Annotated in this window: 10 protein-coding genes; 7 read left to right on the top strand and 3 right to left on the bottom strand. The window is 65.7% G+C overall.

The annotated features are described in order from the left end of the window. Positions 1 to 73 precede the first annotated feature (73 nt). Positions 74 to 4,030, top strand: a complete 3,957-nt coding sequence (locus R4P95_RS01645) for a DNA-directed RNA polymerase subunit beta' (RefSeq protein ID WP_109327993.1) — start codon at positions 74 to 76, stop codon at positions 4,028 to 4,030. Positions 4,031 to 4,141: 111 nt separating this feature from the next. Here R4P95_RS01645 and R4P95_RS01640 read toward each other — a convergent pair whose 3' ends face one another. Further along, positions 4,142 to 4,654 carry a histidine phosphatase family protein gene (locus tag R4P95_RS01640; RefSeq protein ID WP_317746646.1) on the bottom strand — a complete coding sequence of 171 codons (513 nt, stop codon included), beginning with the start codon at positions 4,652 to 4,654 and terminating at the stop codon, positions 4,142 to 4,144. 68 nt (positions 4,655 to 4,722) lie between these two features. On the opposite strand from R4P95_RS01640, the gene R4P95_RS01635 reads away from it, so the two are divergent. Beyond that, on the top strand, positions 4,723 to 5,592 hold the full coding sequence (locus R4P95_RS01635; RefSeq protein WP_317746647.1) for an alpha/beta hydrolase: 870 nt from the start codon (positions 4,723 to 4,725) through the stop codon (positions 5,590 to 5,592). Here R4P95_RS01635 and R4P95_RS01630 read toward each other — a convergent pair. Beyond that, entirely contained in the window at positions 5,589 to 6,605 is a 1,017-nt protein-coding gene (locus R4P95_RS01630; RefSeq protein WP_317746648.1) for an aldo/keto reductase, read from the bottom strand. The genes R4P95_RS01635 and R4P95_RS01630 overlap by 4 nt on opposite strands. Positions 6,606 to 6,739: 134 nt before the next feature. On the opposite strand from R4P95_RS01630, the gene R4P95_RS01625 reads away from it, so the two are divergent. Then, positions 6,740 to 7,576 carry a helix-turn-helix transcriptional regulator gene (locus tag R4P95_RS01625; RefSeq protein WP_213573060.1) on the top strand — a complete coding sequence of 279 codons (837 nt, stop codon included), beginning with the start codon at positions 6,740 to 6,742 and terminating at the stop codon, positions 7,574 to 7,576. Here the strand turns inward: R4P95_RS01625 and R4P95_RS01620 are convergent, their stop codons facing one another. Further along, positions 7,577 to 8,356 (bottom strand): acyl-[acyl-carrier-protein] thioesterase, encoded by a 780-nt coding sequence (locus R4P95_RS01620; RefSeq protein WP_317746650.1) that lies wholly within the window; start codon positions 8,354 to 8,356, stop codon positions 7,577 to 7,579. It abuts the gene before it with no gap. Positions 8,357 to 8,508: 152 nt separating this feature from the next. Here R4P95_RS01620 and R4P95_RS01615 point away from each other — a divergent pair, with 152 nt between their 5' ends. The 4 genes from R4P95_RS01615 to R4P95_RS01600 all read left to right on the top strand — a co-directional run bounded on the left by R4P95_RS01615 (position 8,509) and on the right by R4P95_RS01600 (position 13,259). Continuing rightward, the gene (locus R4P95_RS01615) at positions 8,509 to 10,170 is read left to right on the top strand and encodes an FAD-dependent oxidoreductase (RefSeq protein ID WP_317746651.1); all 1,662 of its coding nucleotides are present in this window, start codon (positions 8,509 to 8,511) and stop codon (positions 10,168 to 10,170) included. 36 nt (positions 10,171 to 10,206) lie between these two features. Then, a complete protein-coding gene (locus R4P95_RS01610) occupies positions 10,207 to 11,181 on the top strand; it encodes an NADPH:quinone oxidoreductase family protein (RefSeq protein WP_317746652.1) in 975 nt (324 codons plus the stop codon). A gap of 81 nt (positions 11,182 to 11,262) precedes the next feature. Beyond that, positions 11,263 to 11,733 carry a MarR family winged helix-turn-helix transcriptional regulator gene (locus R4P95_RS01605; RefSeq protein WP_213573056.1) on the top strand — a complete coding sequence of 157 codons (471 nt, stop codon included), beginning with the start codon at positions 11,263 to 11,265 and terminating at the stop codon, positions 11,731 to 11,733. Beyond that, the gene (locus tag R4P95_RS01600) at positions 11,730 to 13,259 is read left to right on the top strand and encodes a DHA2 family efflux MFS transporter permease subunit (protein ID WP_317746653.1); all 1,530 of its coding nucleotides are present in this window, start codon (positions 11,730 to 11,732) and stop codon (positions 13,257 to 13,259) included. Before R4P95_RS01605 ends, R4P95_RS01600 begins: the two co-directional genes overlap by 4 nt. The last annotated feature ends 103 nt before the right edge of the window (positions 13,260 to 13,362 follow it).

The following is a 13,362-nucleotide window of genomic DNA, read 5'->3' as shown; positions in this document are numbered from 1 at the left end:
TTCACATTTGAATTGGCAGTCAGGTATCGGCGGCCACCGCTGATCCACAATCCCTCTGGGGAAAGGAAGTTACGTGCTCGACGTCAACTTCTTCGATGAACTCCGCATTGGCCTCGCCAGTGCAGAGGACATCCGCAATTGGTCCTACGGCGAGGTCAAGAAGCCGGAGACCATCAACTACCGCACGCTCAAGCCCGAGAAGGACGGCCTCTTCTGCGAGAAGATCTTCGGCCCCACCCGGGACTGGGAGTGCTACTGCGGTAAGTACAAGCGTGTCCGCTTCAAGGGCATCATCTGTGAGCGTTGCGGCGTCGAGGTGACTCGCGCCAAGGTTCGCCGTGAGCGCATGGGCCACATCGAACTGGCTGCCCCGGTCACCCACATCTGGTACTTCAAGGGCGTGCCCAGCCGGCTCGGCTACCTGCTCGACCTTGCGCCGAAGGATCTCGAAAAGATCATCTACTTCGCCGCATACGTCATCGTCGGTGTCGACGAGGAGCTGCGTCACAACGAGCTCTCCACGCTCGAAGCCGAGATGCAGGTCGAGAAGAAGGCTGTCGCGGATCAGCGTGACGCCGACCTCGAGGCTCGCGCGCAGAAGCTCGAGGCCGACATCGCCGAACTCGAGGCCGAGGGCGCAAAGTCCGACGTCCGCCGCAAGGTCAAGGACGGCGGCGAGCGCGAGATGCGTCAGCTCCGCGATCGCGCCCAGCGGGAGCTGGATCGTCTCGACGAGATCTGGACCACGTTCACCAAGCTGAGCGTCAAGCAGCTCATCGTCGACGAGCTGCTGTACCGCGAGCTGGTCGACCGCTACGGCGAGTACTTCACCGGTGCCATGGGCGCCGAGTCGATCCAGAAGTTGATGGAGAACTTCGACATCGACGCCGAAGCGGAGAACCTGCGTGAGACCATCCGCAGCGGCAAGGGGCAGAAGAAGCTCCGCGCACTGAAGCGTCTCAAGGTCGTCGCAGCTTTCCAGACGAATCAGAACTCGCCGATGGGCATGGTTCTCAACGCTGTTCCGGTGATCCCGCCGGAGCTGCGGCCGATGGTGCAGCTCGACGGTGGACGTTTCGCCACGTCCGACCTGAACGACCTGTACCGCCGCGTCATCAACCGCAACAACCGCCTCAAGCGACTGATCGATCTCGGTGCCCCCGAGATCATCGTCAACAACGAGAAGCGGATGCTGCAGGAGTCGGTGGACGCACTCTTCGACAACGGCCGTCGCGGCCGTCCGGTCACCGGTCCCGGTAACCGCCCGCTGAAGTCCCTGAGCGACCTGCTCAAGGGCAAGCAGGGTCGATTCCGTCAGAACCTGCTCGGTAAGCGCGTCGACTACTCGGGTCGTTCCGTCATCGTCGTCGGTCCCCAGCTGAAGCTGCACCAGTGTGGTCTGCCCAAGCTGATGGCGCTCGAGCTGTTCAAGCCGTTCGTGATGAAGCGTCTGGTCGACCTGAACCACGCGCAGAACATCAAGTCCGCCAAGCGCATGGTGGAACGTCAGCGCGCACAGGTGTGGGACGTCCTCGAAGAGGTCATCGCCGAGCACCCCGTGCTGCTGAACCGTGCACCGACGCTGCACCGCCTGGGCATCCAGGCCTTCGAGCCGCAGCTGGTCGAGGGCAAGGCCATCCAGCTCCACCCGCTGGTGTGTGAGGCGTTCAACGCCGACTTCGACGGTGACCAGATGGCCGTGCACCTTCCGCTGTCCGCGGAGGCGCAGGCCGAGGCGCGCATCCTGATGCTGTCGTCGAACAACATCCTCTCGCCCGCGTCGGGTCGACCGCTCGCCATGCCGCGTCTGGACATGGTCACCGGTCTGTACCACCTGACCCGGTTGGACGAGGGTGCCACCGGCGAGCTGAAGGCTTCCGACGGAGAGGGCGCCGAACAGGGCGTGTACTCCTCGCCTGCCGAGGCTCAGATGGCCGTCGATCGTGGTGCGCTGGTCGTGCAGGCGAAGATCAAGGTGCGGCTCACGCAGCAGCGCCCGCCTCGTGACCTCGAGTCGGAGCTGTTCCCCGAGGGCTGGAACTACGGTGACGGCTGGACCGCGGAGACGACTTTGGGTCGGGTGCTCTTCAACGAGCTGCTCCCGGCGGACTACCCGTTCGTCAACGAGCAGATGCCGAAGAAGCGTCAGGCGACGATCATCAACGACCTCGCCGAGCGTTACCCCATGATCGTGGTCGCGCAGACCGTCGACAAGTTGAAGGACGCCGGCTTCTACTGGGCCACGCGTTCCGGTGTCACGGTCTCCATCTCCGACGTCCTCGTGCCGCCGGAGAAGGCTCAGATCATGGAGTCCTTCGAGGCTCAGGCCGATCAGATCGAGAAGAAGTACCAGCGTGGTGCCCTGAACAAGACCGAGCGCAACAGCGCCCTGGTCAAGATCTGGTCCGAGGCCACCGACGAGGTCGGTAAGGCCATGGAGGCCCACTTCCCCGACGACAACCCGATCCCGATGATCGTGAAGTCCGGCGCCGCCGGCAACATGACTCAGGTTCGTTCGCTCGCCGGTATGAAGGGTCTGGTGACCAACCCGAAGGGTGAGTTCATCCCGCGTCCGATCAAGTCTTCCTTCAAGGAAGGCCTGACCGTTCTCGAGTACTTCATCAACACGCACGGTGCCCGTAAGGGTCTGGCCGACACCGCGCTGCGTACCGCCGACTCGGGTTACCTGACCCGTCGTCTGGTGGACGTGTCGCAGGACGTCATCGTTCGTGAGGTCGACTGTGGAACCGAGCGTGGCATCGTCACCACCATCGCGGAGAAGCAGCCCGATGGCACGATGATCCGCGATGCTCACGTGGAGACCAGCACGTACGCCCGTACGCTGGCCGCCGACGCGGTCGACGCGAACGGCAACGTCATCGTCGAGCGTGGTCACGACCTGGGCGACCCGGCTATCGATGCGTTGCTCGAAGCGGGCATCACGCAGGTCAAGGTCCGTTCGGTGCTCACCTGCACCACCGGCACCGGCGTCTGCGCCACCTGCTACGGCCGCAGCATGGCCACCGGCAAGCTGGTCGACATCGGTGAGGCCGTCGGTATCGTCGCCGCACAGTCCATCGGTGAGCCCGGCACCCAGCTGACCATGCGTACGTTCCACCAGGGTGGTGTCGCCGGAGACGACATCACCGGTGGTCTGCCGCGTGTTCAGGAACTGTTCGAGGCCCGCGTCCCCAAGGGCAAGGCCCCGATCGCCGACGTCACCGGCCGTGTCCAGCTCGAGGACGGCGACCGCTTCTACAAGATCACCATCGTCCCGGACGACGGTGGCGAAGAGGTTGTCTACGACAAGCTCTCGAAGCGTCAGCGTCTGCGTGTCTTCAAGCATGAGGACGGCACCGAACGCCTTCTGGCCGACGGTGACCACGTCGAGGTCGGTCAGCAGCTCATGGAAGGTGCTGCCGATCCCCACGAGGTGCTGCGTGTCATGGGCCCCCGCCAGGTGCAGATCCACCTCGTCAACGAGGTCCAGGAGGTGTACCGGAGCCAGGGTGTGTCGATCCACGACAAGCACATCGAGGTCATCGTGCGCCAGATGCTGCGTCGCGTGACGATCATCGACTCGGGTGCCACGGAGTTCCTGCCCGGTTCGTTGACCGAGCGGGCCGACTTCGAGGCGGCCAACCGTCGGGTCGTGTCCGAAGGTGGCGAGCCTGCGGCCGGTCGTCCGGTGCTCATGGGTATCACCAAGGCATCGCTGGCCACCGACTCGTGGCTGTCTGCGGCGTCGTTCCAGGAGACCACTCGCGTGCTGACCGATGCGGCAATCAACTGCCGCTCGGACAAGCTGATCGGTCTGAAGGAAAACGTGATCATCGGAAAGCTGATCCCCGCCGGTACCGGTATCAACCGTTACCGCAACATCCAGGTTCAGCCCACCGAAGAGGCACGTGCGGCGGCGTACGCGGTTCCGTCCTACGACGACCAGTACTACAGCCCGGACGGCTTCGGCCAGAACACCGGTGCTGCGGTGCCGCTGGACGATTACGGGTTCAGCAACGATTACCGGTAGGGGCGCAGCCCCTGTGAGTGGTTGACGAGTCTCAGGACTCGTCGGCCGTTCACCCAGACCAGGCCCCACCCCTTTCTCTTCGGGGGTGGGGCCTTCTGTGTCGGGCCTGTTCTACCGCGGAACGTGGAACGTGGTCAGCGACGCCGAGCTCGAGGTGAGTTCGGCCCAGCTGCACGGGACGGTGAGCACGGCGAGTGCGGACGTCGGGAACTTCTCGCGTATCGCCACCGCATCCCCGGTGTCGGGGTTGCCCGCCAGATCGAGTGCGGTTGTGGGCATTCCAGGGTCGTGTCCGACGACCAGCAGAGTGCGCACCGATGCGTCGGTCTCTGCGATCTCGGCGACCACCTGCGCGGGGTACGCACCATAGAGCGCCTCGCTGAAGGTAGTTGGTGCAGTGACCCCTGCGGCGGCGAGGGTGTCGCGGGTGCGCACGGAGGTCGAGCACAGCACCGCATCGACGGGTGGCTGCATCGCCCTGAGCCAGTCTCCGGCGATCGCGGCCTGGCGTCGGCCCCGAGGGGCGAGCGGGCGGTCGTGGTCGGCGACTCCTGCCGGGTATGCCGACTTCCCGTGCCGCATGAGGATCAGCGTGCGGATGTGCGGGGTGTTGTGCGTGGCCATGGCTAGACGCTAAGGCATGGTTTCGGATTGTCGAGACGGGCCTCGCAACGGCCGGTAGCGTCGCAGCCGTGGCCTCCCTCCAGCTAGCCGACGGTCGGACACTCGCGTACGAAGAGTGGGGCGACGTCGACGGCATACCCGTGGTCTTCGCCCACGGCACCGGGGACTCCCGTCTCGCCCGGTACCCCGACGACACCCTCACCCGGTCTCTCGGATTGCGGCTGATCACCGCTGACCGCCCCGGCGTCGGGGGCTCCACCCAGCTGCGGGGCCGGAGTCTGCTGGACTGGCCGCAGGATGTCGCCGCTCTCGCGGACGAGCTGGAGATCGAGCGATTCGCAATCGCCGGCTGGTCCGGCGGTGGACCGCACGCGTTGGCCGCAGCGCACCTGCTCGGTGACAGGGTCACCCGGTTGGTGCTGGCCTCCCCGCTCGGCCCGTTCGATGAGCAAGGCTCCCGGGACCTCGTGCTCAACCGCGACCTGCGTATGATCTGGCGACTCAACCATGCTCGTTTCGTCGCCACCGCTGCAGCGCGACACGAGTCGAAAGCGTCCCGCCGCGATCTGCGGAAGTTCGTCACACACCTCGCCGAGGAGGCCCCCGCGGACCGGGACGTGCTGCTCGACCCGGTGCTGGAACCGATGTTCGAGGAAGAAATGGGAGAGGCGCTGGTCCAGGGAGGCGTCGGAATTCTCGACGACATGTGGGCGTTCCTCGATTGGGGGTTCGTGCCCGAGGACATCACCCAGCCGGTCGACGTGTTCTACGGCGACGCCGACGACATCCTGGCCCCGGAGATGTATCGGCGCCTCGTTCAGCGACTCGGCGCCGCCGACACCCATATCTGGGTGGGCGGCGGCCACTACCAGGTGTTCGCCCGCTGGGCCGAGTTCCTGCAGCCGTTGGTCGCCGGCCGCCACGACGCTGTGAACTAGCTTTGCCCGGCCGTGGTCCGTTCACTGTCGAGCTGGGCCATCTGCGCGGGTGCGTAGCGGTCTCCGGCGACCGCGGAATCGGGAACCGCTTCTGCGATGCCGGCCAGGTCCGCGGCGCTCAGGTGCACGTCGAGCGCGCCGAGCGTTTCGGTGAGGCGGGTGACCTTGCGGGCGCCGACGACCGGGACGATGTCGCCGCCCTGCGCGAGCACCCAGGCGATCGCGAGTTGCGCGACGGTCACCCCGTGTTGCGCGGCGAGTTCGGCCATCGTGTCGACGAGCCGCAGATTCTGTCGGAGGTTCTCGCCCTGGAAGCGCGGGCTGTAGGCGCGGAAATCGTCGGGCGCCAGCGCGGAATTCGACCGCAGCGAGTCACTGAGCAGACCGCGGGACAGCACCCCGTACGCGGTGACGCCGATGCCGAGTTCGCGGCACAGGGGGAGGATCTCGTTCTCGATGCCGCGCGAAATCAGCGAGTACTCGATCTGCAGGTCGGCAATGGGATGCACGGCGGCCGCTCGGCGGATCGTCTCGGGGCCCACCTCCGACAGTCCGATGTGCCGCACGTAGCCGGCCTCGACCAGTTCACCAATCGCGCCGACGGTGTCCTCGATCGGCACGCTGGGGTCGAGGCGGGCGGGACGGTAGATGTCGATGTAGTCGACGCCGAGTCGCTGCAGCGAGTAGGCGAGGAAGTTGCGGATCGAGTCGGGCCGGTTGTCGACTCCGCCCCACGTGCCTCCCGGTCCGCGCATTGCGCCGAACTTCACGCTCAACGTGACGTCCTCGCGCCTGCGGCCGGACAGCGCTGCCCCGATCAGGGTCTCGTTGTGACCGGACCCGTAGAAGTCGCCGGTGTCGATGAGGTCGATCCCCGCATCGAGGGCGGAGTGGATCGTTGCGGTCGACTCCGCGTCTTCCGACCGGCCGTACATCCCGGACATGCCCATGGCGCCGAGTCCGATCCGGCTGACGGTGGGACCTGTGGTTCCGAGTGAGGTTGTGGGGACCATGATGTGCTCCTGACGATCGTCGTGGTGTGGGACCGACACCAGCGTGATCCGCTCGGGACACGACAACCAGAGACCCTTCATCGGGGGACCGGCGATCCCTGGCAGGGTATCCGCGGGTGGGGCACAGTTGGTCCATGGACCGCACCGAGCTGGCCGACTTCCTCCGCCGTCGCAGAGAGCAGTTGGTCCCTGCGGATGTGGGCTTGCCGCCGGGTGTCCGGCGCCGGACACCCGGACTGCGACGCGATGAGGTCGCGCTGCTCGCAGGTATGTCCACCGATTACTACACCCGGCTCGAGCAGGCTCGCGGCCCGCACCCGTCGACCTCGGTGCTGGGCTCCCTTGCCCGGGCACTGCGGCTGACCGATGACCAGCGTGACCATCTGTACCTGTTGTCGGGACAGGTGCCACCGCTGCGTGCGGTAGGAGACAAGCACGTCGGGCCGGGACTGCTGCACCTACTGGACAAGCTTGACGACACCCCGTCCTGCGTCATCTCCGACCTCGGTGAGGTGCTGCTGCAGAACCGCATGCACGTCGCCCTGTTCGGGGACCTGTCCACGTTCTCCGGTCTCGACCGCTACCTTCCGTGGCGGTATTTCGTGCACCCGGGGGAACGTTCGATGTTCCCCGAGGAAGAACACGAGCGGCTCGCCGCGAACCAGATCGCGGATCTGCGGGCCACCGCGGCGCGCCGGGCGGGCGACGCCGACGTGACGGAACTGGTGACTCGACTGCGCGAGCGGAGCCCCGAGTTCGCAGCGCTGTGGGACCGCCATGACGTGGCGGTACGCCGCTCCGACACCAAGAGCGTGCTCCACGCGGAGGTCGGACGGATCGACCTCGTGTGCGAGACGCTTCTGACACCGAGCGCCTACCAACACCTGCTGGTGTACCTGCCGCAACCGGGTTCCGACGCCCGGGCGAGGCTCGATGTGCTGCGGGTAATCGGTACCCAGCAGATGGTCTGATCACACGGAGAGGGGACCTACCTTGGCGACTGCCCGCACGGTGTCGTCGACCAGGAACCACACCGTCAACGACGTGTCGTCGCGGCGCGAGCGAAGAATGATCTTGTCCGTCGACACGATCGGCGACAGGTACTCGAGCACGGCGCGGTGCGGGTTGTCGACGAGGCGGCCGCCACCCGGGTGCTCGTGATCGGCCAACAACTCTTCCACCGCTTGCCAGTAGACGGCGTTGTTGACGTGGTCGAACGGGTCGATGTCGGTGCGGCGCAGCCCGAACGGCGTCTCCTCGACGCCTTCCTCGTCGGTCGACGGAGCGTCCTCGACCAGCCAGCGCTTCCACTTCAAGCGCGTTTCGTTGGCGGACTCACCGAGTGCATCGATGAACCCGTCCTCGATGCGCGTCGGCATCCCGGTTTCGGCGCTGATGTGAATCCAGAATCCTTCGGTCTCGATCAGGGCGCCCTTTTCGCCTTCGATCTGTACCCGCATGTTCGTCCATCGGGTGGACAACCCCGAACACCAGCGGCGAAGGTGCACGCGTTCAGGCCACACCGCCGGACGGATGATGTCGATGACCGTGCGGCGGACTATCCACAGGGGGTGGCTCTCGGCGGCGTCGACGGCCTCGAGGTTGTCCAGCCCGGCGTCTTGCAGGTAGCGGGCGATTCCGTCGAGGCGCAGTCGCTTGGCCGCGTCGATGTCCCCGGTGCGTACGGGCCAGGAAGTCTCGAAAACTCGGCCGCGATCGGGGAGCACGGCCAGTGGCTGATCGAGTGACAAGGTGCGTTTCCTTCGCTCGTGGACAGTCTCCTGATTCTCGCATTCGGCGGCGAGGGTTGTTCGGAGACGCGTTTCTCAGTACAGTTTCCATAACTGTTACTTCGTGTAACACACACGAACACATGGTCCGAACAGGTGTGAGGAATCCGCAAATGGCATATGTCATCACGCAGGCGTGCTGCAACGACGCGAGCTGTGTCTCCGCTTGCCCCGTGAACTGCATCCATCCGACGCCGGAGGAGCGGGAGTTCGCTCAGACCGAGATGCTCCACATCGACCCCGAGACCTGCATCGACTGCGGGGCGTGCGTCGACGCCTGTCCCGTGGACGCGATCTTCCCGGAAGACAAGCTCCTGGGATCGCTCACCCGCTACAAGGACATCAACGCCGACTACTACACGACCAATCCCATGCCGACGGGGTGGCTTCCGCTCACTCCCGCCACCCCGCCGCGACGGGATCTGGGGAAGCTGCGGGTCGCCGTCGTCGGTGCCGGGCCTGCTGCCTGCTACGCCGCCGGTGAGCTGCTCGAGCGCTCCGACGTCGAGGTCGACATGTTCGAGAAGCTGCCGACGCCGTGGGGCCTCGTCCGCGCCGGGGTCGCGCCGGACCATCCCGGCACCAAGGAGGTGACGCGGATGTTCGAGTGGAGCCTCGACCGCCCGAACTTCGAATTTCACCTCAACGTCGAGGTCGGCAAGCACATCACCCACGACGAACTCCTCCGCAACCATCACGCGGTCGTCTACGCGGTGGGCGCGTCGAGCGACCGACGGTTGAACATCCCCGGCGAGGACCTACCCGGAGTGCACGCTGCCACGGAGTTCGTTGCCTGGTACAACGGCCACCCGGACTATGCCGATCGCACGTTCGACCTCTCCGGGAAGCGGGCCGTGATCGTCGGAAACGGCAACGTCGCGCTGGACGTCGCCCGCATCCTCACGATGAACGTGGCGGAGCTGGAACGGACGGACATCGCCGACCACGCACTTGCTGCATTGCGCAACAGCAACATCGAGGAGGTTGTTCTCCTGGGTCGCCGAGGTCCCGCTCAAGCGGCATACAGCAACCCCGAGTTCCTTGCGCTCGGCGATGTCGAGAACGTGGACGTCGTTATCGACGAGGCCGATCTCGACCTCGATGACGGCAGCCGCGCACTGCTCGACGACCCGGCCACTGCGATGAAGGTCCGGCTGGCGCAGGAGTTCGCCGCACGCACTCCGCGGCCCGGACACAAGCGGATCGTGTTCCGGTACCTGACGTCCCCGCTCGACATCACGGGATCCGGTAGGGCCGAGGCGCTGCGCTTCGGACGCAACGAACTCGTCGTCGACGAGTCCGGCGCCGTCGTCGCCCGGCCCGTCGACGACAACGGCTCGCTCGACACCTCTCTCGTGCTCCGCTCCATCGGCTACCGCGGCAATCCCGTGGGTGGCGTCGCGTTCGACGAGAAACGTGGCGTCATCCCCAACGAACGCGGCCGCGTATCCGACCGCGTGTACGTCACGGGGTGGATCAAGCGCGGTCCCAGCGGTGTCATCGGAACCAACAAGGCGTGCGCCAAGGAGACGGTCGCCGCCCTGCTCGAGGACTTCGAGGCGGGCAAACTTCGCGGCGACGTCGGAACCCGCAAGGACGTCAAGAAGCTCGTCGAGCGCCGGCAGCCGGAGCAGATCGGTTTCACCGGCTGGCGGGCGATCGACAAGGCCGAGACTGCGCGCGCGGAAGGGTCCGGCCGACCCCGGGTGAAGATGACGGACAAGGTCGAAATGGTGGCTGTCGCCCGCAAGCGGAGACGTCTCTTCGCTCGTTGATCACTTCCGGTCCCGGTACGCGTCTAGCATTCGGGAATGCGCGCAGTGGTGGTGACGGAACTGTCCGGGCCGGATGGCATGACGGTGCAGGAGGTGCCCGAACCGCAGGCTGATGGTGCGGTGCTGATCGATGTCCGGGCGAGTGGGGTGTGTTTCCCCGACCTGCTCATCAGCTACGGCAAGTATCAGCTTCGGCCCGAGCCGCCGTTCGTTCCCGGGGCGGAAGTGGCCGGGGTTGTCGTGTCGGCGCCGCCGGACAGCGGGCTCGAACCCGGTCGGCGGGTGCTGGCCGTCTCGCACGTCGGCGGATACGCCGAGCGGGTCGCCGTGCCGCCCGCACAGGTGCTGCCGATCCCCGACTCGCTGAGCTTCGAGGCCGCTGCGTCCCTCATCGTCAACTATCAGACGATGGAGTTCGCGTTGCAACGGCGCGCGCATGTGCGTTCCGGTGAGACGGTCGTCGTGCTGGGCGCGGCGGGTGGTGTCGGCACGTCGACGATCCAGCTGGCGAAGGCCCACGGCGCGCGGGTGATCGCCGTCGTGCGGCGGGACGGTGCCGGGGAGTTCCTGCGGGAATTGGGCGCCGACGAGGTCGTGCGGCTCAGGGAAGGCTGGGGCGAGCATGTTCGCGCCCTGACCGGTGGTGTCGGCGCACAGGTGGTCGTCGATCCGGTCGGTGGTGACGCATTCGACGAAGCGGTGCGGGTGCTGGCCCCGGAAGGGCGGCTGCTGGTCATCGGGTTCGCCGGCGGAGCGATTCCCGAGGTCAAATTGAATCGTGTGCTCTTTCGCAACATCAGCATCGTCGGGGCGGCGTGGGGTGAATTCCTCCGTACCGAACCGGCCGCGCTGGCCGAGGTGCACGCTGCACTCCTCGGGCACATCGAGCGAGGTCTGACGCCGCTGGTGACGGGCCGATACCCGCTGGCCGACGCCGCGGAGGCGCTGCGCGACCTCGAGGCAGGGCGCGTGCTGGGCAAAGCCGTACTCGTGCAGGATCGCGAGCAGTGACGCTGTGATACCCGACACCGATAATTCGGTTGCGCCATAGTTGCTCTTCAGCAATAGTTGCATGCGCGCTAGCATTTCGGGGTGGCCGACAACTCTCCTGCTCTTCTCTTCGATGTACTCAACGATTTCTTCTCGCAAGTGTTGTGTGTGGGGGAGTCGGAGTCGATGGACGCCCTGATCGAGCTGGACCTCACGTTCTCTCAGGTACGCATGCTTTTCGCGCTCGCGCAGCACGGTGAGCCACTGCCGATCAACGAGGTTGCGGAACGGTTACGGCTCTCGGTGGCGGCAGCCGGTCGGAACGTCGACCAGCTCGTCAAGCTCGGTCTCGTCGTTCGTCGGGAGGACGACCGTGACCGGCGGGTCAAGCGCGTGTCCTTGTCGGAGGCGGGGCACAAGCTGGCCAACCAGCACATCGACTGCAAGCGTGATCAGTTGCGACAGTTCGCATGGCGGATTCCGGAGGCCGAGCGAGCTCGACTGATCGAGGCCCTACAACCGATCCTCGCAGGAAACTTCCTGCGGGAAGACAACCAGGAGACATTCGGATGACATCGCCGAACGCCGCGCCCGCGGTGCCCGACAAGCTCGACGGCACGGTCCTCAAGATCGCGTCGGTGGTGGTGCTCGGCGCCATCATGTCGATCCTCGATGTGACCGTGGTCAGCGTCGCGCTGCCGACATTCGCCACCGAGTTCGACAGCACCTACGCCACCGTTGCGTGGACGATGACCGGGTACACGCTCGCGCTCGCTACCGTCATCCCTCTCACAGGGTGGGCGGCCGACAGGTTCGGCACCAAGCGCCTGTACATGACCGCGCTGATCCTGTTCGTGCTCGGCTCGGTGCTGTGTAGTTTTGCCTTGGACATCACGACGCTGATCGGATTCCGCGTGCTTCAGGGTCTCGGCGGCGGCATGTTGATGCCGCTCGGCATGACGATCATGACAAGGGCGGCCGGTCCGGATCGAGTCGGCCGGGTCATGGCGGTGCTCGGTATCCCGATGCTGCTCGGACCCATCGGCGGTCCGATCCTCGGCGGCTGGCTGATCGAGGCGGCCAGCTGGCACTGGATCTTCTTGATCAACCTGCCCATCGGTGTCGTCGCGCTCGCGGCGGCGTTCATCATCCTGCCGTCGGACAAGCCTTCGCCGTCGGAGTCCTTCGATTTCCTCGGAATGCTGCTGCTCTCGCCCGGCCTGGCGCTGTTCCTGTTCGGTGTGTCGTCCATTCCCGAGGTCGGCACCGTGGCCTCGGCTCGAGTGCTGGTGTCCGGAGCCATCGGACTGGTGCTCATCATCGCGTTCGTCTTCCATGCGCTTCGCAAGGATCACCCGCTGATCGACCTCCGCCTGTTCAAGAACCGGCAGTTGTCGGTCGCGGTCATCACGACCTCGCTGTTCATCGTCGCGTTCATGGGTGCAGGTCTGCTCTTCCCGAGTTACTTCATCCAGGTCGGGGGACACAGCACTCTGGCTGCCGGTCTGCTGATGGCTCCGCAGGGAATCGGCGCGATGCTGACCATGCCGGTTGCCGGTCGGCTCGTCGACAAGATCGGTCCGGGCAAGATCGTGCTCACGGGTCTGCCGCTGATTCTGGTCGGCCTCGGAGTGTTCACTCAGGTCGCAGGGGATTCACCGGCGTGGCTGCTGATGGGTGCGCTGTTCGTGATGGGCCTCGGTATGGGTTGCACCATGATGCCGCTGATGACCGCAGCCATCGTCACCCTGTCCAACGAGCAGGTCGCGCGCGGTTCTTCGCTGATGAACATCGTCCAGCAGACCGCGGGTTCGATCGGTACCGCCGTCATGTCGGTCGTTCTGACGAACCAGCTCCTCGATCGGGGTCTCGACAACCAGACCGTGGCGATGCAGCACGTTCCCGAGGTGGCCGCGCAGCAGCCTCCCGGCGCCGTCGACAGCATTCTGAACGCCGCGGCCGAGGCCTTCGGCAACACCTTCATGGTGGCGACCGTGCTCATCGCAGTGACTCTGATTCCGGCGTTCCTGTTGCCGCGGAAGAAGACGGTGAATCCGTCGCTCGAAGCAGAGGATGTTCCGCAGATCATGATGCACTGACCGGCTGCGCGGGGGATCCGGCGTAATCGCGTCGAGGGGCGGCAAGCACTTCTGTGCTTGCCGCCCTTCGCGTTCCCAGCTACCTGGAATACTCGCATATGGT

Source organism: Rhodococcus sp. IEGM 27, from assembly GCF_033142305.1.
In the GTDB taxonomy this organism is placed as follows: domain Bacteria; phylum Actinomycetota; class Actinomycetes; order Mycobacteriales; family Mycobacteriaceae; genus Rhodococcus_F; species Rhodococcus_F oxybenzonivorans.
This window is presented reverse-complemented; position numbering and strand designations above follow the sequence as displayed.